The sequence below is a fragment of the Streptomyces sp. BL1 genome (genome assembly GCF_057628045.1).
Map to the genome: position 1 here is coordinate 2,336,728 of NZ_JBXYWZ010000002.1, position 25,394 is coordinate 2,362,121.

A 25,394-nucleotide genomic window follows, 5' to 3' on the forward strand; every position below is an offset into this window, starting at 1 on the left:
GGCACCGCGCCGGCTGTGCGGTCTCACTTGCCGGCGAGGCCCCGTACCGCGAGGTTCAGCTCCAGCACGTTGACGTGCGGCTCGCCGAGGAAGCCGGCGGTGCGGCCCTCGGTGTGCCGGTCCACGAGCCGGTGGACGGCCGCCGCGGAGAGCCCGTTGGCGCGGGCCACACGGCCGGCCTGGAGCTGCGCGTACGCCGGGGAGATGTGCGGGTCGATCGCCGAACTGCTGCCGGTGACCGCGTCCTTGGGCACCTCGGACTCCGGTACCCCGTTGAAGCGGGCGACCTGTTTCTTCGCGGCGCGGACCGTCTTGACAAGCGTCGGATCGCTCGCGCCCAGCTGGCCGGAACCGGTGGCCCGCGGGTCGTAGCCGCTGTTCGAGGGGCGGCCCTGGAACCACTTCGGGTCGGGCTTCCCGTCCTTGCCGCCCTTGTTCCAGGACTGGCCGATCAGGGTGGAGCCGACGTCCTTGCCGCCGGCCCGTACGACCGAGCCGTTGGCCTTGTCGTGGAAGGCGGCCTGCGCGATGCCGGTCACGGCGAGCGGGTAGAGCACGCCGGTGACGAGGGTCAGCACCAGCAGGGCGCGGAGCGCCGCCCAGCCGAGCCGTGCCGTGCTGCGTACGGAGGTGTTCACTATTCAGCCCACCCCGGGGATCAGAGTGATGAGCAGGTCGATGAGTTTGATGCCGAGGAACGGGGCGACGAGGCCGCCCAGTCCGTACCGGGTGAGGTTGCGCCGCAGCAGCCGGTCCGCGCTCTCGGCGCGGTAGCGCACGCCCTTCAGGGAGAGCGGCACGAGCGCCACGATGATCAGCGCGTTGAAGATGACGGCGGACAGGATCGCCGACTCCGGGGACGCGAGCTGCATGATGTTCAGCTTGTCCAGGCCGGGATAGGCGACCGCGAACATCGCGGGGATGACGGCGAAGTACTTGGCCACGTCGTTGGCGATCGAGAAGGTCGTCAACGCGCCGCGGGTGATGAGCAGTTGCTTGCCGATCCCGACGATCTCGATCAGCTTGGTCGGGTCGGAGTCCAGGTCCACCATGTTCCCGGCCTCCTTGGCGGCCGAGGTGCCGGTGTTCATGGCCACGCCCACGTCCGCCTGGGCCAGCGCCGGGGCGTCGTTCGTACCGTCGCCGGTCATCGCCACCAGCCGGCCGCCGGACTGCTCGCGCCGGATGAGTGCCATCTTGTCCTCGGGTGTGGCCTCGGCGAGGAAGTCGTCGACGCCGGCCTCGTCCGCGATGGCCTTCGCCGTCAGCGGGTTGTCGCCCGTGATCATGATGGTCCTGATGCCCATGCGGCGGAGTTCGGCGAAGCGTTCCCGCATGCCGTCCTTGACCACGTCCTTGAGGTGGACCACGCCGAGCACCCTGGCGCCCGCGCCGTCCTCCGTGGCCACGAGCAGCGGTGTACCGCCGGCTTCGGAGATCTCGCCGGCCAGCTGACCGGCGTCCTCGGCCACGCTGCCGCCCCGCTCCCGTACCCAGGCGGTCACCGAACCCGCCGCGCCCTTGCGGACCTTGACCCCGTCCGCGTCCACCCCGGACATCCGGGTCTGCGCCGTGAACGGCACCCACTCCGCGTGATCGAGCTCTCCCCGGTGCCGCTCCCGCAGCCCGTACTCCTCCTTCGCCAGGACGACGACGGAGCGGCCCTCCGGAGTCTCGTCCGCCAGCGACGACAGCTGCGCCGCGTCCGCGACCTCGGCCGCGGTGGTGCCCCGTACGGGGACGAACTCGGCGGCCTGCCGGTTGCCGAGCGTGATGGTGCCGGTCTTGTCGAGCAGCAGCGTGGACACGTCGCCGGCGGCCTCGACGGCGCGCCCCGAGGTGGCCAGCACATTGCGCTGGACGAGCCGGTCCATTCCGGCTATGCCGATGGCCGAGAGCAGTGCGCCGATCGTCGTCGGGATGAGGCAGACGAGCAGCGCGCACAGCACGGTCAACGACTGTTCGGCGCCCGCGTAGACGGCGAACGGCTGGAGGGTCACGACGGCCAGCAGGAAGATGACGGTCAGCGAGGCCAGCAGGATGTTCAGCGCGATCTCGTTCGGCGTCTTCTGCCGCGCGGCGCCCTCCACCAGACCGATCATGCGGTCGATGAAGGTCTCCCCCGGCTCGGTGGTGATACGGACGACTATCCGGTCCGACAGCACCTTCGTGCCGCCGGTCACCGCGGAACGGTCGCCGCCCGACTCCCGGATGACGGGCGCTGATTCACCGGTGATCGCGGACTCATCGACGGACGCGACGCCCTCGACGACGTCGCCGTCCCCGGGGATGACGTCGCCCGCCTCGCACACCACGAGGTCGCCGGGCCGCAACTCGGTGCCGGGCACCGCCTGTTCGGCGCCGTGCGACAGACGCCGTGCCACGGCGTCCGTCTTCGCCCTGCGGAGGGTGTCGGCCTGCGCCTTGCCGCGGCCCTCGGCCACCGCCTCGGCGAGGTTGGCGAACAGTACGGTCAGCCACAGCCAGACCGTGATGACCCAGCCGAACCAGTCACCCGGGTCGGAGACCGCCAGCACGGTGGTGCCCACCGAACCGACCTCGACCACGAACATGACCGGGGACTTCACCATGGTCCGCGGGTCGAGCTTCCGGAACGCGCCGGGCAGCGAGGCCCACAGCTGCCGCGGGTCGAACAGCCCGCCGCCGACGGGGGTTCCGGGCGTGTGCCCCGCGCCGCGCGCGGGCGGCCCGGCCTCCTCGGCGGGCCGTACGGGGGTGGTGGTGCTCATCAGGAGAGTCCTTCCGCGAGCGGCCCGAGCGCGAGGGCCGGGAAGAAGGTGAGACCGGTGATGATCAGCACGGCGCCGACCAACAACCCGGTGAACAGGGGCTTTTCGGTGCGCAGCGTGCCCGCGGTGACGGGTACGGGCGCCTGCCGGGCCAGCGAGCCGGCCAGCGCGAGCACGAACACCATCGGCAGGAAGCGGCCCAGCAGCATGCACAGCCCGATGGTGGTGTTGAAGAAGGGCGTGTCCGCGCCGAAGCCGGCGAAGGCGCTGCCGTTGTTGTTGGAGCCCGAGGTGTACGCGTAGAGCACCTCGCTGAAGCCGTGCGCCCCGATGTTGGTCATGGCTTCCTTGCCGTCCGGCAGGGCCATGGCCAGCGCGGTGCCGCCGAGCGCGAGCGCGGGCGTCACGAGGAGATAGCAGGCCGCGAACTTGATCTCGCGGGTGCCTATCTTCTTGCCCAGGTATTCGGGTGTCCTGCCGACCATCAGGCCCGCGATGAAGACCGCGATCACCGCCATGATCAGCATCCCGTACAGCCCGGAGCCGACCCCGCCGGGCGCGATCTCGCCCAGCATCATGCCGAGCAGCGTCACCCCGCCGCCGAAGGCGGTGAACGAGTCGTGGAAGGAGTTGACCGCGCCGGTCGACGTCATGGTCGTGGAGACCGCGAACAGCGAGGAACCGCCCTCGCCGAAGCGCTGTTCCTTGCCCTCCATCGCCCCGCCGGCCAACTGCGCGGCGGTGCCCGGGTGGGCGTACTCCGAGACGGTGACGGCGACGACACCCGCGAGCCAGATCAGGCCCATGGCCGCGACGATCGCGTAGCCCTGCTTCACGCTGCCGACGAGCTTGCCGAACGTACGCGGCAGGGAGAACGGGATCACCAGGATCAGCAGGATCTCCAGGATGTTGGAGATCCCGTTCGGATTCGAGTACGGGTGCGCGGAGTTGGCGTTGAAGAAGCCGCCGCCGTTGGTGCCCAGGTCCTTGATGGCCTCCTGGGACGCGGCGGCCCCGCCGGAGAGGTGCTGGGTGCCCCCGGAGAGGGTGTGCACCTCGTGCGGCGCGGCGAAGTTCTGGATGGCGCCGGTGGCCACCAGGACGACCGCCGCGACGACGGCGACCGGGATCAGGATGCGGACAGTGCCGCGCACCAAGTCCGCCCAGAAATTGCCCAGTCCGGGAGTGCGGGAGCGGGCGAAGCCCCGTACGAGGGCGATGGCGACAGCCATGCCGACGGCGGCCGACACGAAGTTCTGGACGGCGAGCCCGCCGGTCTGGACGAGGTGGCCCATGGCCGATTCGCCCGCGTACGACTGCCAGTTGGTGTTGGAGACGAACGAGGCGGCCGTGTTGAACGCCTGGTCCGGCGAGATGGCCCGGAAGCCGAGCGACAGCGGCAGCTTGTCCTGCAGCCGCTGCAGCGCGTAGAGGAACAGCACGCCGGCCGCGGAGAAGGCCAGCACGCCGCGCAGATAGGCGGTCCAGCGCATCTCGGCGTCCGGGTCGACGCCGACGCAGCGGTAGATCCACCGTTCGGCACGCAGGTGCCGGCGGGAGCTGTAGACGGCGGCCATGTAGTCGCCGAACGGGCGGTGCACCAGGACGAGTACCGCGATGAGCGCGGACACCTGGAGCACATCAGCGGTGACGGAACTCATGGCGGGCGCTCAGAACCTCTCCGGGAAGATCAGGGCGAGGGCGAGATAGCCCAGCAGCAGGAAGGCCACCACGAGGCCGACGATGTTCTCGGCGCTCACAGCCTGTCCACTCCCTTGGCGACGAGCGCCACGCACGCGAAGACCGCGAACGTGACGACGACGAAGGCCAGATCGGCCATCAACTGCTCCTAGAGGTGTCGTCCGGAATCTCTGACCGGACCAGCGAACCTCTGTTCCCGGCGCACGCGACCGCCGTTGACGCCCTCCATACGTCGCCCCCGCCGCCCTTGACGCAGCTCATACGGGTGCGGGGCGCGCAGCCACCCGCAGTGCCCGCCCCGCACACACGGCCTGCCCCGCACACAGAAGAGCGGCCGTGCCGGAGGGTTTCCTCCGGCACGGCCGCTCCTTCAAGCGGTGGGCTCAGCGCAGCGTCAGCGCACCTCGGTGATCTCCGGGCCGCGCTGCAGCTTGTCCAGGCCGCCCGCAAAGCGGGAGCCCTCCTCGACGGTCTCCTGCTGGACACCGTCGGGCACCATCTGCGCGTCGTCCGGCAGCTTCAGGACGATCGGGTCGCGCGGCGCCATCGGCGAGTCCCCGCGCACCACGACGGTGTCCAGGAAGATCTGCTCCAGCAGCCCTGCCTTCTCCGGCTCGACGGCGCCCTGGCCGGAGATGACACCGCGCAGGAACCAGCGCGGACCGTCGATGCCGATGAAGCGCACGACCTGTACGCCATTGGTCCCGTCCGGCAGCTGCACGGGCACCTGCGCCCGCAGCTCCCAGCCGAAGGGGCCCTCGGTCTCGTCGATCACGCCGCCCTGCTGGGTGATGCCGGAGGCGATCTCCTCGCGCACCTCGTCCCAGATGCCCTCGCGCCGCGGCGCGGCGAACGCCTGCAGCTGTACGGCACTGTCCTGGAGCACGATCGTGGCCGCGACGATCGCGTCGCCCGCGACCTCGACCCGCAGCTCCATGCCCTCGACTCCGGGGACGTACATCCCGCCGAGGTTGACGCGGCCCTCGCTCGGGTCGGACACCTCGGTGACGTCCCAGGGGCCGTCGGGGCGGGGCGCCGGCGGCAGCTTCACTCGCGCCGCCTCGGCCTCGGTCGCGCCTGCGGGCTCGCCCTCGGCTGCGGCCTGTTCCGTCTCGAACTCGTCCGAGGCGCCCGTCTCAGGCTCTTCGCTCTTCTTGCGACGACGTCCGAACACGTCACTGTCCTCTCGGGTCGGCATGCCGGTCGTCGGCTCCGACCGGAACGTAATGATTCTGCTGTGCGTGCGGTGCGGCGGCCCCGGCGTGGCCGCCCGTGGACCCGAATCCCCCCGCGGCCCGCACGGAGTCGGGCAGCTGTGCCACCTCGTGGAAGCGCACCTGCTCCACTCGCTGGACGACGAGCTGGGCGATGCGGTCGAACCGCTCGAACCGCACGGACTCACGCGGGTCCAGATTGGCCACGATCACCTTGATTTCCCCACGGTACCCGGCATCGACCGTCCCGGGGGCATTCGGCAGAGCGACGCCACAGCGGGCGGCCAGCCCGGAGCGCGGGTGTACGAATGCCGCGTACCCGTCCGGCAGCGCGACCGAGATCCCGGTGGGGAGCACGGTCCGTTCCCCGGGGGCGAGTTCGGCCGCCTCCGTCGTGACGAGATCGCAGCCGGCGTCGCCGGGGCGCGCGTACGCCGGGACCGGCACCTCGGGGTCGAGGCGGACCAACTGGACGTCGAGGGGCTGCACGCTCACGGGTTCACCTCGAAGGCACGGGCCCGGCGCACCTGGTCCGGGTCGTCCATGGCGGCCTGGATCTCCTCGCCGCGTCCGTTGTTGATGAAGTGTTCGACCTTGACCTCGATGAACACGGCGTCCGCGCGGACCGCGACGGGCCCGTCGGGGCCGCCGGTCCGGCCGGTCGCGGAGCAGAAGATCTTCCGCCCGCGCACACCGGTCACGGCCGCGTCGAGATGCAGCACCGTGCCGACGGGCACCGGCCGTACGAAGTCGGTCTCCAGCCGGCCCGTCACCGCGATCACCTGCATCAGCCAGCCCAGCGAGCCGAGCGTCTCGTCGAGCGCGGTGGCCAGCACCCCGCCGTGTGCGAGGCCCGGTGCGCCCTGGTGCTCGGGCTGCACGGTGAACTCGGCTGTGACGTCCACGCCTTCGCCCGCGCGCGCCTGCAGGTGCAGCCCGTGCGGCTGTCCGCCGCCGCAGCCGAAACACTGCTCGTAATGCGCGCCGAGCAGCTCTCCGGGAGCGGGCGCGTCGGGGTGCCGCACCGGCGCGACGGCGTCCTCGGGCGGCGCCAGGGGGGTCTTGGTTGGTTCGGCAGCACTCACGTGTGCAGACCCTACCGCCGTGCGCGGCACGCGAGTGCGGCGTGCCAAGCTTGGACGCATGGTTCCTCCGGTCCGTCCGTACGACGAACGCCTCACCGCCCCCCGTTCCTGGTGGCTCATCTCGGCCCTGGTGGGGGTCGCGGGCGCGCTCATGCTGCTGCCGCTGGGCCCGCTGCCCGCGCTGGCCGGGCTGGTCGGCGGCGCGGCGCTGGCGGCCGTCCTGGTGAGCACGTACGGGGCGCTGCGGGTGCGGGTCGTGGCCGGTTCGCTCGTCGCGGGCGACGCGCGGATCCCCGTACGGGCGCTGGGCGAGGCACACGCGCTGGACGCCGAAGAGGCGCGCGCCTGGCGCTCGTTCAAGGCGGACCCGCGGGCGCACATGGTGCTGCGCGCGTACGTGCCGACGGCCGTCCGCGTCGAGATCAGCGACCCCTCGGACCCGACTCCGTACGTCTACGTCTCCACCCGTGATCCCGAGCGGCTGATCGCCGCACTGGACGCGGCGCGCGAGTAATCGGCGCGGGCGGTCAGGAAGCCGCGCCGGGGCCGGCCGCTCCGGGGCCCGGCGGCAGCGCCTCCCACGGCACCGCACGGTCGCGCAGCCCTCTGCGGACGTGGTCCGCGACCTTCTTCGTCTCGCGCCGGTTCATCACGGCGCCCACGGCCGCGCCCACCATGAACGGCGTGAGGTTCGGCAGGGTGCGGAACATCCGCTTCATGATCTGCTGGCGCAGTTCGCGCTTCATCTGGCCGCCGAGCGCCGCGTTCAGCGTCATCGGTCTGGCCAGGTCGATGTCCCGTTCCGAGGTCCAGGACGAGAGATAGGCCGTCGCGCGCTGCTGGACGTTTCCGTCCGGCCTGCGCCCGTACACCTCGTGCAGCTCGGCGATCAGCTTCACCTCGACCAGGGCGACGCCGATGATCTCCGTGGCCAGTTCGGCGGGCAGCGCCGGCGGCACGGGCATCATCGCGGCGGCGCCGATGCCGGCGCCGACGGTCGCCGAGCCGTGCGAAGCACCGGCGATCAGCTTGTCGGCGATCTCCTCGGGCCCCAGCCCGGGGAACTGGCGGCGCAGCGTCTCCAGGTCCCGCACCGGGAGCCGGGGCGCGGTGTCCATGACGCGGTCCGCGACAGCGCCGGCGAAGGCGCGGACTCTGCCGCTCCTGTGGCCGCTGTCGTCCTCCCCCGAGGCGCGCTCCGGAGCGCCCTCCGGACCGGAGTCCGGCGCGGTGCCGGCTCTGCCGCCGCGGCGCCCGCGCAGTCGCGACAAGCCGCGACCGCGCGCCGCATCCGCGGCGGGAGCCGGAGCGAGCGGGGCAGGCCGGTCGTGCTCGCCCCGCTCCGCGTCACGTGCGTCCTCGGCTGCCACAGCCGGTCCCTGATCAGGCCGCGCAGTCGCGGCAGATCGGCTGACCGTTCTTCTCGTCGGCGAGCTGCGAGCGGTGGTGCACCAGGAAGCAGCTCATGCAGGTGAACTCGTCCTGCTGACGCGGCAGCACCCGGACGGACAGCTCCTCGTTGGAGAGGTCCGCACCCGGCAGTTCGAGACCTTCGGCCTGCTCGAACTCGTCCACGTCGACATTGGAAGCGGACTTGTCGTTCCGCCGGGCCTTCAGCTCTTCGATGCTGTCTTCGTTGGCATCTTCATCGGTCTTGCGTGGGGTGTCGTAATCCGTTGCCATTTCGCTCTCCCCCTCTGGGTGTCATCGGTGTCTCAGCGCACGTAACGCGTGAGAGGCCGGACTTGTGCCCGACCTGAGGCGGAGATTTTGCCTCACATCAAGGTCTGTTACTCAATCGACACCCAACCGCGCCCCTGAAGAGGTGATCACGGCCGGTGCCGAGGAGGACTATAAACCCCGCCGATCGCGCTCCGCGCACGCCATGACGGGTATTGCCCACGATCTCCAGCTGCGGAAACCTGGACTTTCCCGGATTTCTTCCCTGGGTACCGTCACCCTGTGTAGATGGCCGAAAAAACGTCTGTGCGATCGATCACAGGGGGCGCCGGAAGCACCCGAATCGTACCAATTACGCACAGAGCGAACGCCGGGAGCCCGTCACAAGCCCGGATGATCTCAGACGGGCAGCGCGACCCGGACAACCAGTCCGCCGTCCTCGCGCGGCTCCGCCGTGACGGTGCCGCCGTGCGCCCGTGCCACCGAGCGCACGATGGACAGGCCGAGACCGACGCCCTTGTCGCTCCCCGTGCGGTCGCTGCGCAGCCGCCGGAAAGGCTCGAAAAGGTTGTCGATCTCGTAGGCCGGCACGGCTGACCCGGTGTTCTCCACCACGAGGACTGCCTGTCCCGGCTGGGCTTCCGTACGGACCGAGACCCATCCGTTCTCCCGCAGGTTGTAGCGGACGGCATTCTGCGCCAGGTTCAGTGCGACCCGTTCCAGCAGTACCCCGTTCCCCTGGAGATAGGCGGGCTGCCGGACGCCGCGCAGTTCGATGCCCTTGGTCTGCGCCTCGGCGCGGATCTGCTCGACCGCCTGTCCGGCCACCTCGGCGAGGTCCACGGGCTTGCGGTCGACCAGTTCGTTCTCGCTCCGGGCGAGCAGCAGCAGACCCTCCACGAGCTGCTCGCTGCGCTCGTTGGTGGCCAGCAGTGTCTTGCCGAGCTGCTGGAGCTCCGGGGACGCCTCCGGGTCGGAGAGCTGGACCTCCAGCAGGGTGCGGTTGATCGCCAGCGGAGTGCGCAGCTCGTGCGAGGCGTTGGCGACGAACCGCTGCTGCGCGGTGAAGGCCCGGTCGAGCCGGTCCAGCATCTCGTCGAAGGTGTCCGCGAGCTCCTTCAACTCGTCGTCGGGGCCCTCCAGTTCGATCCGCTTGTGCAGATCGGAACCGGCCACCTGGCGTGCCGTGCGGGTGATCCGGCCGAGCGGCGAGAGCACCCGGCCGGCCATCACGTACCCGAAGGCGAAGGCGGCCACCGCGAGGCCCAGCAGGGCCAGCAGGGAACGCCGCAGCAGCTGGTCGAGGGCGACGGCGCGCTGTGCGTCCGTGCAGTCGGAGAGCCGCTGCATGAACTCCTGGCTGGGCAGCGTGCCCGTCAGCCCCGGACAGGAGTCGGAGGTGAGCTGCGCGTTGGCGTTCAGGATGCGGAAGGGCAGCTGACTGCTCTGGTGCAGGGCCTCGGCCGACAGCAGATAGATGATCGTCAGCAGCACCATGCCGGCGATCAGGAACATCCCGCCGTACAGCAGGGTGAGCCGTATCCGGATGGTGGGCCGCAGCCACGGGTACTGGCGGGACGGCTCGCGCGGGTCCCAGGTCGGCTTGGGCGGCGCGGAGGGCTGCTGGCCTTCCGCGGCCCCGGGCGGAGAGGTGGAGGACGGCATCGCGCTCAGATCCGGTATCCCGCGCCGGGCACTGTGACGATCACCGCGGGTTCGCCGAGCTTGCGGCGCAGCGTCATCACGGTGACCCGGACGACGTTGGTGAACGGGTCGGTGTTCTCGTCCCAGGCCTTCTCCAGCAGCTGCTCGGCGGAGACGACGGTGCCCTCGGCGCGCATCAGCACCTCCAGCACGGCGAACTCCTTCGGCGCCAGCTGGATCTCCTCGCCGTCCCGGAAGACCTCGCGGCGGTTCGGGTCGAGCTTCAGCCCGGAGCGCTCCAGCACCGGCGGCAGCGCCGACGTCGTCCGCCGGCCCAGCGCGCGCACCCGGGCGATCAGCTCGGAGAAGGCGAAGGGCTTCGGCAGATAGTCGTCGGCGCCGATCTCCAGTCCCTCGACCCGGTCGCTGACGTCGCCGGAGGCGGTGAGCATCAGCACCCGGGTGGGCAGGCCGAGTTCGACGATCTTCCGGCAGACGTCGTCGCCGTGCACCACCGGCAGGTCGCGGTCGAGCACCACCACGTCGTAGTCGTTGAGATCGATGCGGTCCTCGGCCGCCGCGCCGTCGTAGACCACGTCGACGGCCATGGCCTCCCGGCGGAGGCCGGTGGCCACGGCATCGGCGAGCAGCTGCTCGTCCTCCACGACGAGTACGCGCACGGAACTGTCCTTCCTGCGAAGCCGGTCCCCGAGGGGGACGAGGTGGGGGGTCGGGCTCCATCCTGCCCCGAACTTCGATAAATCGGCTGTAAGGGCCGGGCCCCCGGAACGGATTCCCGGAAAATCCAGGGGTGTTGAGGTTTCCGGCGAGTGCGGCGTGGGGAGGACGACTGCACACCCGCGATCACGCCCTGTAGGCGGCACGCCACGGGAGCCGCAGGCACCGCCTTCCGGCTTCAGGGACCACCCCGTGATCAGCCCGTCCCGTACCTGGCACACCCCCGTGCCACCGACCCACGACGAGGGGGCGCACCATGGACGCGTTCACCGCAGGCCTTCTGCAACGCATAAAGACCACCGAGTCCGACCTGCAGGACGCCCGCCTGGAAGGCGACGACTTCCTCGTGGAGGTCGAGCAGGCGGAGCTCGAGGACCTGCACCGGCTGGCCGCCGAGCACGGCGTCCAGGTCGGTGCCTGCTCGCCCTCCCCCACCTGACCGGGGCGCGAGCAGCCGGCCGGGACAGCACGAGCCGAGACAGCACGACGGGCCCGGGAAGCACCGCTTCCCGGGCCCGTCCCGTGCGGCGGCCTCCCGCCGCACGGTCGTGCCGGGTGTTCAGTCGTGCCAGGCGCCCAGCCGGTCCAGCAGCGGCTGGAGTTCGGCGAACACCCCGGGAGAGCCGGCCACGGTCAGCTCCTCCCCCGCGGGCTCGCCCGGCCGGCCGCCGGTGAGGGCGCCCGCCTCGCGGGCCACCAGCGCGCCGGCGGCCAGGTCCCAGGGGTGCAGCCCGCGCTCGTAGAAGCCGTCGAGGCGGCCGGCGCCGACGTCGCACAGGTCGATGGCGGCGGAGCCGGACCGGCGGATGTCCCGTACCCGCGGGATCAGTTCCCGCGCCAGCTCCGCCTGCGCGGCCCGGCGCTCCGTCACGTAGTTGAAGCCGGTGCCGATCAGTGCCTGGTCCAGCGGGGGTGCCGGACGGCACTGGAGGGGCTGCGCGTTGCGGAACGCGCCATGGCCGAGCGCGGCTCGGCAGGTCTCGCCGCGCGGCGGCGACTCGACGACGCCGACGACGGTCTCCCCCTCGTACTCGGCGGCGATGGACACCGCCCAGCCGGGCAGCCCGTACAGGTAGTTGACGGTGCCGTCGAGCGGGTCGATGACCCACCGGACGCCGCTGGTGCCCTCCGAGGAGGAGCCCTCCTCGCCGAGGAAGCCGTCGTCCGGGCGGTGGTCCGCGAGATAGCCGGTGATCAGCTTCTCGGAGGCGAGGTCCATCTCCGTGACGACGTCGACGGCGCTGCTCTTGGTGGCGGCGACGCCCAGGTCGTCGGGGCGCCCGTCGCGGAGCAGGGCGCCCGCCCTGCGGGCCGCTTCGAGGGCGAGTTCGAGGAGTTCGGCCTTCAGCTGGTCGAGCTGGTCACTCACGTTTCTCCTTGCAGTTCAGTACGGGCTGTCCGCGCCCGCCGCCGCCGGCTTCGGATTCCGGGAGGGGCAGCAGCCGACGGGGCACAGGTCGTGGCCGGCGCCGAGGGCGCCCAGCGCACACCGTTCGGGCCGGGCGCCCCGCTCCGCGGCGGCCCGCTCCAGCACCAGGTCGCGCACGGCGGCGGCGAAGCGCGGGTCCGCGCCGACGGTCGCCGAGCGTGCCACGGGCAGGCCGAGTTCGGCGGCCTTGTCCGTGGCCTCCGTGTCGAGGTCGTAGAGGACTTCCATGTGGTCGGAGACGAAGCCGATGGGGATCATCACCACGGCCGGCGCTCCCTGGCCGTGCAGCTCTTCGAGGTGGTCACAGATGTCCGGCTCCAGCCACGGGACCTGCGGCGGGCCGCTGCGCGACTGGTAGACCAGCTCCCAGGGGCGGTCGGTGCCGGTGCGCTCGCGCACCGCGTCGACGACCACCCGGGCCGCGTCCAGGTGCTCCGCCACGTACGCGCCGCCGTCGCCGTGCTCCGCCGGCGGGCCCGACATGTCGGCCGCGGCGGTGGGGATGGAGTGCGTGGTGAAGGCGAGGTGCGCCGACTCCCGGACGTCCTCGGGCAGTTCACCGAGCGCGGTGATCACGCCGTCGATGACGGGCTGCAGAAAGCCGGGGTGGTTGTAGTAGTGCCGCAGCTTGTCGACGCGCGGCGGGCGCAGCCCCTCGCTCTCCAGCGCCTCCAGCGCCTCGGCGAGGTTCTCGCGGTACTGCCGGCAGCCCGAGTAGGAGGCGTACGCACTCGTGGCCAGCGTGAGCACGCGCTCGTGGCCGGCCTTGGTGATCTCCCGCAGGGTGTCCGTGAGATACGGCGCCCAGTTCCGGTTCCCCCAGTACACCGGCAGGTCCAGGCCGTGCGCGGCGAAGTCCTCGCGCAGCGCTTCCCGCAGCTCGCGGTTCTGGGCGTTGATGGGGCTCACCCCGCCGAACAGGAAGTAGTGCTGGCCGACCTCCTCCAGGCGCTCGCGCGGGATCCCGCGGCCGCGGGTCACGTTCTCCAGGAACGGGACGACGTCCTCGGGCCCTTCGGGGCCGCCGAACGAGAGCAGCAGCAGGGCGTCGTACGGGAGGGGGGAGCCGGGGTCGACGGGACCACCGGCGTCGAGCGCTTCGGACATGTCTCCGATCCTGCCATCCGTCCGTCCGGACCGGCGGGCCGCCTCCTGCCGGTCGTCCGAATCGTGCCCGCAGACCTATGGATCTTCGCGCGCGGCCCGTGCTTATGATCCCCCACCAACTGAGCGGAGGGGGCCGTGGGTTCATGGGCGCACTGTCAGTGAGGAGCGGACCGCGTACCGGTACGTGGCGGAACTGGGCCGGAAACGTGGTCTCCCGCCCGGCCAGGACCAGCGCTCCCTCGACCACGGAGGCGCTGGCCGAGATCGTACGGCGGGCCGCGGAGGACGGGCTCCGGGTGAAGGCCGCGGGCACCGGGCACTCCTTCACCACCGCCGCCGTCACGGACGGGGTGCTGATCCGGCCCGAGCGGCTCACCGGGATCCGCTCCGTCGACCGGGCGGCGGGCACGGTCACCGTCGCGGCGGGCACCCCGCTCAAGGACCTCAACCGCGTGCTGGCGGACGAGGGGCTGTCGCTCACGAACATGGGCGATGTGATGGAGCAGACCGTCTCGGGCGCCGTCAGCACCGGTACGCACGGCACCGGCCGGGACTCCGCCTCCCTCGCGGCGCAGCTCAGAGGGCTGGAGCTGGTCCGCGCCGACGGCTCGGTGCTGCGCTGCTCGGCGAAGGAGCACCCGGAGGTGTTCGCGGCGGCGCGGCTGAGCCTCGGCGCGCTGGGTGTGATCAGCGAACTGACCTTCGCCGTCGAGCCCCTCTTCCTGCTGTCGGCCCGCGAGGAGCCGATGCCGTTCGACCGGGTCACCAGCGACTTCGATCAACTGGTGACCGAGAACGAGCACTTCGAGTTCTACTGGTTTCCGCACACCGACAGCTGCAACACGAAGCGCAACAACCGCAGCTCCGGCCCGGCCCGCCCGCTGCCCCGGGCCCGCGGCTGGGTCGACGACGAGCTGCTGTCCAACGGGGTGTTCGGCGCGGCCTGTTCACTGGGCCGCGCGCTGCCCGGCACCGTGCCGCCCGTCGCCCGCGTCTCCAGCCGGGCCCTGTCGGCGCGTACGTACACCGACATTCCGTACAAGGTCTTCACCTCTCCGCGCCGGGTGCGCTTCGTGGAGATGGAGTACGCCCTGCCGCGCGAGGCCGCCATGGACGCGCTGCGCGAGCTCAAGGCGCTGCTGGAGCGCTCGGACTTCCGCGTCAGCTTCCCCGTCGAGGTCCGGACCGCGCCGGCCGACGACCTGCCGCTGTCCACGGCGAGCGGACGGGACACCGTGTACATAGCCGTCCACATGTTCCGCGGCACCCCGCACGAGGCGTACTTCACCGCCGCCGAGCGGATCATGACGGAGCACGGCGGCCGGCCGCACTGGGGCAAGCTCCACTCACGGGACGCGGAGCAGCTCGCGGAGCTGTATCCCCGCTTCGGGGAGTTCGTGGAACTCCGCGACCGGCTCGACCCGGAACGGCTGTTCGGCAACGCGTATCTGCGCCGGGTGCTGGGCGACTGAGCGTCGCGAGCGGCCGCGTGTGCCGCCTCGTGTGCTCCAGAGCCCTCGTGTGCTCCTGAGCCGGGGCGGACGGCTGCGGCCCGCGCTGTGGGTTCGCGCAGTTCCCCGCGCCCCTAGCTCGGGCCGTCGAGCGGCTCCGTCTGGCCGCTGCCGGACTGCGCTCCGGACTGGGTGTTCTGGTCGCCGCCCGTGCTGCCCGCGTCGCCGTCGCTGCCGCCGCCGGAGTCGCCGCCGGTGTCACCGCCCGCGTCGCCGCCCGTCGTGGTGCCGGTGTCGCCGCCGGTGCTCCCGGCGTCGCCGCCCGTGTCCCCGCCGGTGCTGCCGCCGGCCTCGCCGGAGCCCGTACGGTCCGGGGCGGGGGTGGAGCCGCCGGTGCTGCCGCCGCTCTCGTCGCCGCCCGTGCCGGTACCGGTACCGGTGCCGGGGTCGGCGCTCTGGCTTCCGGTGCCGCCGTCGCCGCCGGCCGTACCGTCCTGGTCCGTCGACTCGCCGGGCTGCGGAGCGGGCGTGCTTCCGTCCGACGGGCTGTCGCTGCCGCCGGAGGACGAGCCGCGCTCGAAGACATGTCCGACGGAGGTTCCCTTGCCGCCGGACACGCTGCCGCCCGAGACCGCCTCCCACAGCGTGATGCCGCCGATCGCGATCACGAAGACCAGCGCGGCGGGAAGCAGCGTCCGCTTCCAGCCCCTCCAGCGTGTCCCGTGCGTGACGGGCTCCGAGTACACGTCGGAGGACTCCTCCGCGGACTCGCCGTCGGACTCGCCGCCCTCCGGGCTCCCGGCGCTCTCCGCGCCCTTCTGCGCCGCGGGAACGGCCCGGGTGGCGCCCGCCTGCCCCAGCATCCGGGTCAGCTCGTCGGTGCTGACCAGCTGGGTACGGTCCGGAGTCCGCCCCAACTGCCGCGTCGCGCCGGGCTCTTCCTCACCGGCCCCGTCCGCCTCCGGGCCGGCTCCGGGCTCCTCCGGTTCCGCCTCCGGCCCGGACCCGGCCTCCGGCTCCGTCCCGGCTGCCGCTGCCATCACCGCTTCCACTTCCGTCATGCGGACCGTTTCCGGTCCGGCGCCCTCCGGTTCGGGACCGGCGCCGGATATCCGTTCCCGCCCGCCCTCCTCCGGCGCGGACGGAGCCCCCGGCGGGTCCGGCTCCTCCAGCGTGGTCACGGTCACGTTCCGGTAGCCGCCGCCCTGCCGGTCGCGTACGGCGATGTGCCGCACGCGCGGCTGCGCCCGGTCGGCCTTGACCTTGATCTCTTCGCCGGTGCGCCGGAAGAAGTGCTGGAAGAGCGGACCGCCTGTGGTGGCCACCACACTCACCACACCGGCGCCGAGAAAGGTCCCGTAGACGCCCAGTTGCCCCGCCAGCACCGCGGCCACCACCGCCGCCACCGCGCTCCCCGCCACCTGGGCAACGCTCAAGTCGATCCGCTTTGCCCGCTGTTCCTCGTCTTGGGGCGCCTTGTCCTGCTTACCCATTACCTACCTTTGCTCGTGCACTTCATCCACTGTGCACTGATTACAAACTTTTGTACGAAGGCAATGGTTCCTGTTTCCGGACATCCCGGGGCATCCCCACCCTCTGTGTACTGGGGATATACGGGGTCGCAGGCCCAACTCCCTTGACCCGGAACAACTTCGGTGGCGCGGCGGTCCACCCAGGTGGCCCTAATGGAGTAGTGTGGCGAGCCCTGGCCTCGGCTCTGGCCCGGCGCAGGCAGCACAGGTGACTCCATCCGTCACTATGCGTTGCGTAGTGGTAACCGTGCCAACACGGCGATCCGGGAACGTCCCGGTGAGCCGGGGAAGTCGGCAAGGTTGTGGCAGCCTGCGCCCGGGCAGGCCACACTCGTCTAGCGGGAGCAGCGACGCACGTGACGTCGGCAGGCACCACCCGGGAGGTCCCCATGCCCGAACTGCGTGTCGTGGCCGTCAGCAACGACGGCACACGGCTGGTGCTCAAGGCTGCCGACAGCACTGAATACACGCTTCCCATCGATGAGCGGCTGCGCGCCGCCGTGCGCAACGACCGCGCACGGCTGGGGCAGATCGAGATCGAGGTGGAGAGCCACCTCCGGCCGCGCGACATCCAGGCCCGTATAAGAGCAGGTGCCTCCGCCGAGGAGGTCGCGCAGCTCGCGGGCATCTCCGTCGACCGGGTGCGCCGGTTCGAGGGTCCGGTGCTGGCCGAGCGCGCCTTCATGGCGGAGCGTGCGCGCAAGACGCCGGTGCGCCGCCCCGGGGAGAACGCCGGACCGCAGCTGGGCGAGGCGGTGGCCGAACGGCTGCTGGTGCGCGGCGCGGACAAGGACTCCGTGCACTGGGACTCGTGGCGCCGGGACGACGGCACGTGGGAGGTCCTGCTCGCCTACCGCGTCGCGGGTCGCCCGCACGCGGCGACCTGGACGTACGACCCGCCGCGCCGTCTCGTGCAGGCCGTGGACGACGAGGCGCGGGAGCTCATCGGCGAGACCGACGACACGCCCGAGCCGAGCTTCCCCTTCGTTCCGCGCATCGCGCGGCTGCCGCGGGAGCACACGGACCGGAGCGCGAGCGGCTCGGACGAGTTCGGCGGGCCGGAGCCCGCCGCGGTGCCGGCGGCGGAGCAGGACGACCACGTGCCCGCGGCGGCGGCCGCAGCGGACGACGGGCCGGACTCGCTGACCAGCCTGCTGGAGGCGGTGCCGAACTTCCGTGGCGACATGGTCGTTCCGGAGGCGCCGGCGCAGGAGCCCACCGCCCCGCCCGCCGCGCCCGCCGTGCCGGAGGAGGAACCCCAGCAGCCGGCGGCGCGCGTCGACCGGACCGTCGTTCCCGACCGGGCGGAGCGTCCGGACAGCGAGCCCGAGGAGGCCGAGGAGGAGGAGCCCGTCGAGCCTCCTGCCGCGGCCGGCGCCGGGTCGGCGTACGCGGATGTGCTGATGCCCCGTTCGGTGGCGGCGCACCGGGACCGGCTGAAGGGCAACACCGACCGGCAGGCCGAAGCGGACGGGGTACGCCCCGGTCGCCGTGCCGCGGTGCCGAGTTGGGACGAGATCGTCTTCGGTACCCGCCGCAAGAAGGAGTGAGCGGCCGGCCCTGACGGGCCGGCCGTCCCGCCCTCTCCCCGCTCCGGATCAGCCGGGCTGCGCTCCGGTGGCCACCGGACGGCCGCCGTCCGCGGTCCACTCGCTCCACGAGCCGGGGTACAGCGCGGCCTCGATGCCCGCCTCCTCGAGGGCGAGCACCTGCTGCGCTGCGGACACTCCGGAGCCGCAGTACACGCCGACCTCCGTACCGGGCGCGGCGCCCAGCGCGCCGAACCGCTCGCGCAGTTCGGCGGCGGGCCGGAGCGTGCCCTTGTCGGTGACGTTCTCCGTGGTGGGCGCGGAGACCGCGCCGGGGATGTGTCCCCCGACCGGATCGATGGGCTCCACCTCGCCGCGGTAGCGCTCCCCCGCCCGCGCGTCGAGCAGCAGGCCGCTGCGTGCCAGGGCCGCTGCCCGGTCCGCGTCGAGGACGGCCATGCCGCCGGGCGCCGCGGTGAAGTCTCCCGCCTCCGGGGTGGGCAGCTCCGTGCTCAACGGGCCGTTCCAGGCGGCGAGTCCGCCGTCCAGTACGCGGACGTCGCGGTGGCCGGCCCAGCGCAGCAGCCACCAGGCGCGCGCGGCTCCCCAGCCCTTGGCGGCGTCGTACACGACGACCGGACTGTCGTCGCGGACTCCGGCACGGCGCATTGCGGCGGCGAACACCTCGGCGTCGGGCAGCGGGTGACGGCCCGTCCCCTCGCCTGCGGGCGCGGCGAGTTCGGTGGGCAGGTCGACGTAGACCGCGCCCGGCAGATGGCCCTTCTCGTACTCGGGCCGGCCGGGCGGCCCGCCCAGGTCCCAGCGCACGTCGAGCAGTACGGGCGGCCGGCCGGACGCCAGCTCGCTCTCGAGTTCGGATGCGGTGATGATGGCTGTCATGTGGCCCATCCTCGCTCAGCGGGGCGGGACGCCGTTCTCCCGTTCGCCATTCCGTACGCGTGCGTGACGGTTTCCGCGCCCGTACGGGCCGGTCCGGGTGTCCCGGTCGTCCGGGGTGGGGAGAATCCGGCGCGGCCGGGGAGCAACACACGCCGGGTGGTGCGAGCATCTGCACGGGCACCGCACAAGGGAAGTCGACGGCGACTCCACGGCACGACCGCATCGATGATGGTCTGAGGAGAGAGCAGAGATGACCGAGGCAGAGACTCGGCACACCGGCCACGGACACCCTCTGGGCACGCCCTGCTGGGCCAGCCTGATGGTGCATGAACTGGGCCCCGCCCAGGACTTCTACCGGCAGCTGTTCGGCTGGGAGTTCCGCAGCGGTCCGCAGCAGCTCGGCCCGTACGTACGCGGCACACTGGCGGACCGCGAGGTCGCGGGCATCGGTGAGGTGCCGGCGGGCCGGCCGCTGCACGTGGCCTGGCTGCCGTACATGGCGACCCCCGACGCGGACGGCACGGCCTCCCTGATCCGGGAGTGCGGCGGCACGGTCGCGGTGGGGCCGCTGGACGCGGAGGAGGCCGGGCGGCTGGCGATCGCCTCCGACCCGACGGGTGCACCGTTCGGCGTGTGGCAGGCCGGGGCGCACCGGGGGCTGGGGAACCACGAGCGGGGCGCGCCGGGCACGCCTGCCTGGTACGAGCTGCTCGTGCGGGACAGCGCGGCGGCCGCGGCGTTCTATCCGATGATCTTCGGCTACGCGGCGGAGCAGGAGAAGGAGGACGAAGGGGACTTCGTGACACTGCGGGTGGACGGTGTTCCCGTCGCCGGAGTGCACGGGCTGGGTGACGAACTGCCGCGCGACCGGGGGCCGCACTGGAAGACGTACTTCGCCGTCGAGGACACCGAGGCGACCGTACGGCTGGCCGTCGAGCTGGGCGGGGGCGTGCTGGAGGAGCCGCACGACGCGCCGTACGGACGGCGTGCGTCGCTGACCGGGCCGGAGGGCGAGGAGTTCAGCGTGGTCCGCCCCTCGGTGTGAGCGGACCCCGGCCGGTCCTCGGTGTGCGCCGCACTCAGTGCGATCCGGTGGCCACCTGTACGTCGTCGACCTGCGGGGTGGCGGGGGCCTCGATGGGGAGCACGTCCGGGGAGAGCGCTCCCGCGCCGGCCGTGGCGGCGGTGAGCCGGCGCCGGTGGTGGCGGCGGCACAGCACCTCGTAGCCGACCTCTCCCCTGGGTTCGCCGACGTCGCCGACCATGACCTGGGCGCCCTCGACGACCATCCTGCCGCCGACTGTGCGCGCGTTGTGCGTGGCGCGTGCGCCGCACCAGCACAGCGCCTCGACCTGGAGCACCTCGATCCGGTCGGCGAGCTCCATCAGCCGCTGCGAGCCGGGGAACAGCCTTGTGCGGAAGTCGGTCGTGATGCCGAAGGCGAAGACGTCGAGGCCCAGATCGTCGACTATCCGGGCCAGTTGGTCGACCTGCGTGGGAGAGAGGAACTGGGCCTCGTCGACGATGACGTAGTCGGTGCGGCCGCCGGAGGTGAGGTGCCGGACCAGATGGTGGTGGAAGTCGAGCCCCTCGCCGGCCTCCACCGCCTCGGTGATCAGTCCGAGCCGGGAGGACAGCCGGCCCTCGCCCGCGCGGTCGTTGCGCGTGAAGATCATGCCCTGGAGGCCGCGGGCCGAGCGGTTGTGCTCGATCTGGAGGGCGAGAGTGCTCTTTCCGCAGTCCATCGTTCCGGAGAAGAACACCAGCTCTGGCATGGGTGAGGAGGCCTTTCGGGGCGGTACGGGGAGGGGCCGGGAGAGACGGTCAGGTGCGGACTTCGAGGAGCGGGACGAGCTGTTCGGCCGGCGTCGCGGAGCCGTGCATGCCGACCAGCGCGGACTCCTTGGGCTCCCGCCGGGTCGCCACGACCGCCGCGTCGCCGTCCATGGCGGCGACCACGTCGCCGATGCGGGCCCGCACCCGGTCGTCCACGCGCGGCCCGAACCAGCCCAGTTCGATGGCCTCTTCCCTGGTGGCTACCCACGCCTGGTCCGCGAGTACCTCGCGCCAGACGGTGTGCACGTCGGCGGCCGCGCCGGGCACCGCGTACACGTGCCGCATCCGGCCCTCGCCGCCGAGCCGGGCGATGCCGGCACCCAGCTCCCAGTCCTCGTCGGCGTCGAACCGCGCGGCGTGGGTGTCCGGGACGTCGACCATGCCGTGGTCGGCGGTGATGTACAGCGCGGAGCGCGGCGGCAGTTGACCCGCGAGCCGCTCGGCGAGCCGGTCCACGTACATCAGCTGGCCGCGCCAGGCGTCGGAGTCGACGCCGTAGCGGTGGCCGTTGCCGTCCAGGTCCGCGTAGTAGGTGTAGACGAGGGTGCGGTCAGCGGCGCCGAGCCGGTCGGCCGCGAGGTCCATCCGGTCCTCGCCGCCGAGCCTGCCGTAGAAGGTGCCGCCGGACAGCGCCACCTTGGTCAGCGGCGTGTGCTCGAAGTGCGGCGCCGAGACCTGACAGGTCTCCACGCCCGCGGCGTCGGCCAGTTGGAAGACCGTCGGGTACGGCTGCCAGGCGTGCGGATCCGTCCACGGCTGCCAGCGGAGCTGGTTCATCAGCTCGTTGGTCTCCGGGTTCAGCGCGGTGTAGCCGGGCAGCCCGTGCACGCCGGGGACCAGGCCCGTGCCGACCGAGGCGAGGGACGTCGCCGTGGTCGACGGGAAGCCGGCCGTGAGCGGCCGGCCCGTGCCGTTCAGCGACGTGGACAGCAGCGACGCGAGGAAAGGTGCCTCGTCGGGGTGGTCCCGCAGGATCTCCCAGCCCATGCCGTCGACGAGGAACACGCAGACGCGGTCGGCCGGCTCCAGACCCAGTCCGGTGGCCGGAACGGGAACGCCCTGGCCCGCGGTGACCGCGGGCAGCAGGTCGGCGAGGGAGGCCGTGCCGTACCGCGGCACGGGTGCGGTACGCGGGTCGAGCGGCGCGGGCTCCTCGCCGGGCGAGGAGTGGGTGGTGGCGGGATGGGCCATGGCGGTGGGCGGATCTCCTGGTCTCACCGGGGAGAGACCGGGCGGGAGCCCGCCGTGGCCTCCGAGAGGGACTGGGCGAAGGCGAGGGTCTGGCGCACGGTGTCCGGCCCGTCGGCGGCCTCGCTGACGCGCAGCGAGAGATCGTCGGCGGTGGCCGAGCCCGTATAGCCGTGGTCCGCCTCGCAGTTGGGGTCGCCGCAGGCGGCGGGCTCCATGTCGAGACGGGAGACGGCGCCCCAGCCGATGGTCAGCACGACCTCGCGCGGCAGCGTGCCGGGGGTGTACGACTCCGGGTTGGCGACGACGCGGGACAGCACCACGGAGGAGATCCGCTCCAGCTTCACGGACTCGGTGGACGTCGTCGCGTACGGCGTTGGGGAGGTGCCGTCGGCCGGCTGCTCGTCGGTGTGGCTGACGATGAAGCGGGTGGTGGTGAGGACCAGGACCGTCACATGGCGGCGCACTTCGTTCGAGTCGAACGTCGTCTCCTGATGGACGAGATAGGAGGCCACGGCCTCGCCGCCCACGGCCGCTTCGACGGCCTCGGCCACGAGAGCCGGGTAGTAGCCACTGCGTTCGATCGCGGAGCGCAGCCCCTGGGTCGTCGTACCGGTCTTCGCCATGGGTGCCATCCTACGGGCCGTGGGGCGGGGCTCGTGCGCTGCTGCACCCGCGGCGGAGCCCCGTTCAGTAGGCGGGCAGCCGCCGGGGGCCGAGGTCGGTGCGCGGCGGAGGCTCGGCGGCGCGGACCGTCGCACCGAGCACGGTGAGCCCCCGCGGCGCGACGACCACGGGTTCCAGGTCGACGGTGACGATCTCCGGGTGCTCGTCGAGCAGCCGGGAGACCCGCAGCAGCAGCTCCTCCAGCGCCGCCGTGTCGACCGGCTGGGCGCCGCGCCAGCCGAAGAGGATCGGCGCGGTCCGGATCGTCCGCACCAGGCTCGACGCGTCCCGGTCGGTGACCGGGACCAGGCGGTGCGCGGTGTCGCCGAGCAGTTCGGACGGCGGCCCGGCGAGGCCGAACGACAGTACGGCGCCGATCGCGGGGTCCACGGCGGCGCGGATCACGGTGTCGACGCCGCGCGGGGCCATCGGCTGGACGACGGGCCGCAGCTCCTCGGGGGTGCCCAGGGTCCGGGTCAGCTCGCCCCAGGCGCGCCGGAGTTCGTCCTCGCCCGCGATGTCGAGCCGCACCCCGCCGAGGTCGGCGCGGTGCCGCAGATGGGGCGCGGTGGTCTTCAGCGCGACCGGATAGCCGAGCCGGGCCGCGGCCTCCGCGGCCTCGTCGGGGGTGTGCGCGGGGCTGGTGCGCTGCACGGCGATGCCGTAGTGGCCCAGCAGCGCCGCGGTGTCGTCGGGGGTGAGGGGGTGGCTGCGGCGGCGCTCCCCGGTGGTGGCGGACACGGTGGTGGGCCGGTGCTCGCGCTGCCCCGCCGCCGGTACGGCGGACGTCTCCCCGCCGGCGGCCTTCTCGTCGCCGCCGTCGTCCCCGGAGTTTCCGGCGTCCCCGCGGGTGGCGCGGGCGAGGAGCTCCGACGCGGCCTGCTCGTCGATGTCGTCGAACTCCGGTACGCGGCCCGGGTGTTCCGCGTCCCGGCGCCAGCGTGCGTAGCCGACGGCCTCCGACAGGGCGCGCACCGCGCGTTCGGGCGCCGGGTAGGAGGGGATGCCGCGCCGGGCGAGGGCCGTGTCGAGGCCCTGGATGGCGAGGTGGACGACGGCGACGGGCTTCTCCCCCGAGGCCTCGCGCAGCGCGTCGGCGAGCTCTTCGAGCGGGGTGCTGCCCACCCACGGGATCACCGTCACGACGACGGCGTCCGTCCCGGGGTCGTCCTGGGCCGCGCGCAGCGCCGCGCGGAAGTCGTCGGGGCTGGCCGAGGTGGTGAGGTCGGTGACCGGTCCCGGGCGCAGGCCGAGCGCGAGGCAGGCGTCGTACGTGAGCAGGGACAGGGACTCGGTGTTGCCGAGGACGGCGACGCGCGGCCCGGCCGGGAGCGGCTGGCGGTCCAGCAGGGCGCCCACGTCGATGAGTTCGGTGACCGTGTCCACCATGATCACTCCGGCCTGGCGGAGCAGGGACGAGACGGTCGCGTCCGGAGTGTGGGACACCGGTGCCGCGTGGCCGGGCGGCGGCGCGCTCGCGCTGTGCCGGGCGCCCTTCACGACGACGACGGGCTTGCGTGCCGCGATCCGCTTCGCGAGCCGGGTGAACTTGCGCGGGTTGCCGATGGATTCGAGGTACATCAGCGCGACGTCGGTGTCCGGGTCGTCGTCCCAGTACTGCAGCAGGTCGTTGCCGGAGAGGTCCGCGCGGTTGCCCGCGGAGACGAAGGTGGACAGGCCCGTACCGCGCCGGTGCAGCCCGTCCAGGAGGGCGATGCCGATGGCCCCGGACTGGGTGAACAGCCCGGTGCGGCCGGGCTCCGGCACCTGCTGCGAGGGGGTCGCGTTGAGCCGTACCGCGGAGGAGGTGTTCATCAGCCCGAAGGCGTTCGGCCCGACGATCCGCATCCCGTACGAGCGGGCAAGACGCACCAGTTCGCGCTGCTCGTCGCGGCCGAAGCCCTCCGACAGCACGACGAGACCCTGCGCGCCGTGCTCGCCGCACTCCCGCACCACGCCGGTGACCTGCGCGGCCGGCACGGCCACCACGGCGAGGTCGACGGGCTCCGGCAGTTCGGCGACGGAGCGGTGCGCGAGCACCCCGTCGATCTCCGTACGGCCTTCGGGGAGGCGGCTGTTGACGGCGTACGTGTCCCCGGTGAAGCCCGCCGTACGGAGGCTCTCCAGCACGGCGCGGCCGGTGCCGCCCGGGCTGCGGCTCGCGCCGATCACGACGACCGAGCGGGGGGCGAGCAGCCGCTGGACGGAGTGCCCCTCGGCCCGCTGTTCGCGGGCGTGCATCACGGCGAGGGAGCGCTCGGTGGGCTCCAGATCCAGCGTCAGATGGACGGAGCCGTCCTCGAAGCTGCGCCGCTGGGAGTATCCGGCGTCCGTGAAGACTTTGATCATCTTGTTGTTGGCCGGCAGCACTTCGGCGCCGAACCTGCGGATGCCGCGCTCCCGCGCGACGGCGGCGATGTGTTCGAGGAGCGCGGACGCGACGCCGCGGCCCTGCTGGTCGTCGCGGACGAGGAAGGCCACCTCGGCCTCGTCGGCGGGGTACGTCGCCGAGCGTCCCGTGGAGTCGATCCGGTCGTAGCGGACGGTGGCGATGAACTCGCCGCCGACGGTGGCCGCCAGCCCCACCCGGTCGACGTAGTCGTGGTGGGTGAAGCGGTGCACGTCGCGGTCGGACAGCCGCGGGTAGGGAGCGAAGAAGCGGTAGTACTTCGACTCGTCGGAGACCCGCTCGTAGAAGTCGGTGAGCCGCTGTGCGTCGGCCGTCGTGATGGGCCGGATCCGGGCCGTTCCGCCGTCGCGCAGTACGACGTCGGCCTCCCAGTGCGTGGGGTACGCGCGTTCCGCCGGGGACTGCATGGGGTCAGGTTAGGCCCTGATGAGCGAGGTGACAGCGGGGCGGACAGGCCCGGTCCAGGTGGGCACAGGCGTTCTGCTCGGCCCGTGCAAGACTGGTTTGGACAACCGTCACCACAGCAACAACCCG

Annotated in this window: 24 protein-coding genes; 5 read left to right on the forward strand and 19 right to left on the reverse strand. The window is 72.4% G+C overall.

The genetic code is table 11. The features are described 5' to 3' along the window. Nucleotides 1-23 precede the first annotated feature (23 nt). The 7 genes from kdpC to AC3AGO_RS10370 all read right to left on the reverse strand — a co-directional run bounded on the left by kdpC (nt 24) and on the right by AC3AGO_RS10370 (nt 6,750). Nucleotides 24-638 carry a potassium-transporting ATPase subunit KdpC gene (gene kdpC, locus AC3AGO_RS10340; protein ID WP_487819857.1) on the reverse strand — a complete coding sequence of 205 codons (615 nt, stop codon included), beginning with the start codon at nt 636-638 and terminating at the stop codon, nt 24-26. A 3-nt stretch (nt 639-641) separates the two neighbouring features. Then, nucleotides 642-2,750, reverse strand: a complete 2,109-nt coding sequence (gene kdpB, locus AC3AGO_RS10345) for a potassium-transporting ATPase subunit KdpB (protein WP_487819858.1) — start codon at nt 2,748-2,750, stop codon at nt 642-644. Then, nucleotides 2,750-4,411 carry a potassium-transporting ATPase subunit KdpA gene (gene kdpA, locus AC3AGO_RS10350; protein ID WP_487819859.1) on the reverse strand — a complete coding sequence of 554 codons (1,662 nt, stop codon included), beginning with the start codon at nt 4,409-4,411 and terminating at the stop codon, nt 2,750-2,752. The genes kdpB and kdpA overlap by 1 nt, the downstream gene beginning before the upstream one ends. 9 nt (nt 4,412-4,420) lie before the next feature. Beyond that, on the reverse strand, nt 4,421-4,510 hold the full coding sequence (gene kdpF, locus AC3AGO_RS10355) for a K(+)-transporting ATPase subunit F (RefSeq protein WP_487819860.1): 90 nt from the start codon (nt 4,508-4,510) through the stop codon (nt 4,421-4,423). 335 nt (nt 4,511-4,845) lie between these two features. Then, on the reverse strand, nt 4,846-5,625 hold the full coding sequence (locus AC3AGO_RS10360; RefSeq protein ID WP_487819861.1) for a DUF3710 domain-containing protein: 780 nt from the start codon (nt 5,623-5,625) through the stop codon (nt 4,846-4,848). A 1-nt stretch (nt 5,626) separates the two neighbouring features. After that, nucleotides 5,627-6,160, reverse strand: a complete 534-nt coding sequence (dut, locus tag AC3AGO_RS10365; protein ID WP_487819862.1) for a dUTP diphosphatase — start codon at nt 6,158-6,160, stop codon at nt 5,627-5,629. Further along, nucleotides 6,157-6,750 (reverse strand): PaaI family thioesterase, encoded by a 594-nt coding sequence (locus tag AC3AGO_RS10370; RefSeq protein ID WP_487819863.1) that lies wholly within the window; start codon nt 6,748-6,750, stop codon nt 6,157-6,159. The genes dut and AC3AGO_RS10370 overlap by 4 nt, the downstream gene beginning before the upstream one ends. 58 nt (nt 6,751-6,808) lie before the next feature. Here AC3AGO_RS10370 and AC3AGO_RS10375 point away from each other — a divergent pair, with 58 nt between their 5' ends. Then, entirely contained in the window at nt 6,809-7,264 is a 456-nt protein-coding gene (locus AC3AGO_RS10375) for a DUF3093 domain-containing protein (protein ID WP_487819864.1), read from the forward strand. Between the two features lie 13 nt (nt 7,265-7,277). On the opposite strand, the gene AC3AGO_RS10380 is transcribed toward AC3AGO_RS10375, so the two are convergent. The 4 genes from AC3AGO_RS10380 to AC3AGO_RS10395 form a co-directional block, all read right to left on the reverse strand. Next, nucleotides 7,278-8,120, reverse strand: coding sequence for a hypothetical protein (locus AC3AGO_RS10380; protein WP_487819865.1), 843 nt, complete (start codon nt 8,118-8,120; stop codon nt 7,278-7,280). Nucleotides 8,121-8,133: 13 nt separating this feature from the next. Further along, nucleotides 8,134-8,433: a DUF4193 domain-containing protein gene (locus AC3AGO_RS10385; protein WP_487819866.1), complete on the reverse strand. Its 300-nt coding sequence runs from the start codon at nt 8,431-8,433 to the stop codon at nt 8,134-8,136. A 396-nt stretch (nt 8,434-8,829) separates the two neighbouring features. Next, nucleotides 8,830-10,095 carry a sensor histidine kinase gene (locus AC3AGO_RS10390; RefSeq protein ID WP_487819867.1) on the reverse strand — a complete coding sequence of 422 codons (1,266 nt, stop codon included), beginning with the start codon at nt 10,093-10,095 and terminating at the stop codon, nt 8,830-8,832. A gap of 5 nt (nt 10,096-10,100) precedes the next feature. After that, nucleotides 10,101-10,754, reverse strand: a complete 654-nt coding sequence (locus AC3AGO_RS10395) for a response regulator transcription factor (protein ID WP_487819868.1) — start codon at nt 10,752-10,754, stop codon at nt 10,101-10,103. A gap of 314 nt (nt 10,755-11,068) precedes the next feature. On the opposite strand from AC3AGO_RS10395, the gene AC3AGO_RS10400 reads away from it, so the two are divergent. Next, nucleotides 11,069-11,251, forward strand: coding sequence for a hypothetical protein (locus tag AC3AGO_RS10400; protein ID WP_487819869.1), 183 nt, complete (start codon nt 11,069-11,071; stop codon nt 11,249-11,251). Nucleotides 11,252-11,371: 120 nt separating this feature from the next. On the opposite strand, the gene AC3AGO_RS10405 is transcribed toward AC3AGO_RS10400, so the two are convergent. Next, complete coding sequence (locus tag AC3AGO_RS10405) at nt 11,372-12,181, reverse strand: inositol monophosphatase family protein (protein WP_487819870.1); 810 nt, start codon at nt 12,179-12,181, stop codon at nt 11,372-11,374. A gap of 15 nt (nt 12,182-12,196) precedes the next feature. Further along, nucleotides 12,197-13,348 carry a ferrochelatase gene (locus AC3AGO_RS10410; protein WP_487819871.1) on the reverse strand — a complete coding sequence of 384 codons (1,152 nt, stop codon included), beginning with the start codon at nt 13,346-13,348 and terminating at the stop codon, nt 12,197-12,199. A 143-nt stretch (nt 13,349-13,491) separates the two neighbouring features. Between AC3AGO_RS10410 and AC3AGO_RS10415 the strand changes: the two genes are divergently transcribed. Beyond that, complete coding sequence (locus tag AC3AGO_RS10415) at nt 13,492-14,820, forward strand: D-arabinono-1,4-lactone oxidase (RefSeq protein ID WP_487819872.1); 1,329 nt, start codon at nt 13,492-13,494, stop codon at nt 14,818-14,820. Between the two features lie 113 nt (nt 14,821-14,933). On the opposite strand, the gene AC3AGO_RS10420 is transcribed toward AC3AGO_RS10415, so the two are convergent. Then, nucleotides 14,934-16,292, reverse strand: coding sequence for a hypothetical protein (locus AC3AGO_RS10420; RefSeq protein ID WP_487819873.1), 1,359 nt, complete (start codon nt 16,290-16,292; stop codon nt 14,934-14,936). A 428-nt stretch (nt 16,293-16,720) separates the two neighbouring features. Here AC3AGO_RS10420 and sepH point away from each other — a divergent pair, with 428 nt between their 5' ends. Then, entirely contained in the window at nt 16,721-17,881 is a 1,161-nt protein-coding gene (sepH, locus tag AC3AGO_RS10425) for a septation protein SepH (RefSeq protein ID WP_487819874.1), read from the forward strand. A gap of 48 nt (nt 17,882-17,929) precedes the next feature. Here the strand turns inward: sepH and AC3AGO_RS10430 are convergent, their stop codons facing one another. Continuing rightward, complete coding sequence (locus tag AC3AGO_RS10430; RefSeq protein ID WP_487819875.1) at nt 17,930-18,760, reverse strand: sulfurtransferase; 831 nt, start codon at nt 18,758-18,760, stop codon at nt 17,930-17,932. 250 nt (nt 18,761-19,010) lie between these two features. Between AC3AGO_RS10430 and AC3AGO_RS10435 the strand changes: the two genes are divergently transcribed. Beyond that, nucleotides 19,011-19,805, forward strand: a complete 795-nt coding sequence (locus AC3AGO_RS10435) for a VOC family protein (RefSeq protein ID WP_487819876.1) — start codon at nt 19,011-19,013, stop codon at nt 19,803-19,805. A 34-nt stretch (nt 19,806-19,839) separates the two neighbouring features. On the opposite strand, the gene AC3AGO_RS10440 is transcribed toward AC3AGO_RS10435, so the two are convergent. The 4 genes from AC3AGO_RS10440 to AC3AGO_RS10455 form a co-directional block, all read right to left on the reverse strand. Continuing rightward, complete coding sequence (locus tag AC3AGO_RS10440) at nt 19,840-20,535, reverse strand: thymidine kinase (protein ID WP_487819877.1); 696 nt, start codon at nt 20,533-20,535, stop codon at nt 19,840-19,842. Between the two features lie 49 nt (nt 20,536-20,584). Next, entirely contained in the window at nt 20,585-21,787 is a 1,203-nt protein-coding gene (locus AC3AGO_RS10445) for an alkaline phosphatase family protein (protein WP_487819878.1), read from the reverse strand. A 23-nt stretch (nt 21,788-21,810) separates the two neighbouring features. After that, nucleotides 21,811-22,410 carry a DUF5998 family protein gene (locus AC3AGO_RS10450; protein WP_487819879.1) on the reverse strand — a complete coding sequence of 200 codons (600 nt, stop codon included), beginning with the start codon at nt 22,408-22,410 and terminating at the stop codon, nt 21,811-21,813. Nucleotides 22,411-22,474: 64 nt separating this feature from the next. Further along, nucleotides 22,475-25,267 (reverse strand): bifunctional acetate--CoA ligase family protein/GNAT family N-acetyltransferase, encoded by a 2,793-nt coding sequence (locus AC3AGO_RS10455; protein WP_487819880.1) that lies wholly within the window; start codon nt 25,265-25,267, stop codon nt 22,475-22,477. Nucleotides 25,268-25,394 lie beyond the last annotated feature (127 nt).

Excerpts from the sequence above, each read along its gene's own strand:
- kdpB (WP_487819858.1), bottom strand. The coding sequence starts at position 2,750 with ATGAGCACCACCACCCCCGTACGGCCCGCCGAGGAGGCCGGGCCGCCC.
- kdpA (WP_487819859.1), bottom strand. The coding sequence starts at position 4,411 with ATGAGTTCCGTCACCGCTGATGTGCTCCAGGTGTCCGCGCTCATCGCG.
- AC3AGO_RS10375 (WP_487819864.1), top strand. The coding sequence starts at position 6,809 with ATGGTTCCTCCGGTCCGTCCGTACGACGAACGCCTCACCGCCCCCCGT.
- AC3AGO_RS10385 (WP_487819866.1), bottom strand. The coding sequence starts at position 8,433 with ATGGCAACGGATTACGACACCCCACGCAAGACCGATGAAGATGCCAAC.
- AC3AGO_RS10390 (WP_487819867.1), bottom strand. The coding sequence starts at position 10,095 with ATGCCGTCCTCCACCTCTCCGCCCGGGGCCGCGGAAGGCCAGCAGCCC.
- AC3AGO_RS10400 (WP_487819869.1), top strand. The coding sequence starts at position 11,069 with ATGGACGCGTTCACCGCAGGCCTTCTGCAACGCATAAAGACCACCGAG.
- AC3AGO_RS10410 (WP_487819871.1), bottom strand. The coding sequence starts at position 13,348 with ATGTCCGAAGCGCTCGACGCCGGTGGTCCCGTCGACCCCGGCTCCCCC.
- AC3AGO_RS10415 (WP_487819872.1), top strand. The coding sequence starts at position 13,492 with ATGGGCGCACTGTCAGTGAGGAGCGGACCGCGTACCGGTACGTGGCGG.
- AC3AGO_RS10420 (WP_487819873.1), bottom strand. The coding sequence starts at position 16,292 with ATGGGTAAGCAGGACAAGGCGCCCCAAGACGAGGAACAGCGGGCAAAG.
- sepH (WP_487819874.1), top strand. The coding sequence starts at position 16,721 with ATGCCCGAACTGCGTGTCGTGGCCGTCAGCAACGACGGCACACGGCTG.
- AC3AGO_RS10430 (WP_487819875.1), bottom strand. The coding sequence starts at position 18,760 with ATGACAGCCATCATCACCGCATCCGAACTCGAGAGCGAGCTGGCGTCC.
- AC3AGO_RS10435 (WP_487819876.1), top strand. The coding sequence starts at position 19,011 with ATGACCGAGGCAGAGACTCGGCACACCGGCCACGGACACCCTCTGGGC.
- AC3AGO_RS10440 (WP_487819877.1), bottom strand. The coding sequence starts at position 20,535 with ATGCCAGAGCTGGTGTTCTTCTCCGGAACGATGGACTGCGGAAAGAGC.
- AC3AGO_RS10445 (WP_487819878.1), bottom strand. The coding sequence starts at position 21,787 with ATGGCCCATCCCGCCACCACCCACTCCTCGCCCGGCGAGGAGCCCGCG.
- AC3AGO_RS10450 (WP_487819879.1), bottom strand. The coding sequence starts at position 22,410 with ATGGCGAAGACCGGTACGACGACCCAGGGGCTGCGCTCCGCGATCGAA.
- AC3AGO_RS10455 (WP_487819880.1), bottom strand. The coding sequence starts at position 25,267 with ATGCAGTCCCCGGCGGAACGCGCGTACCCCACGCACTGGGAGGCCGAC.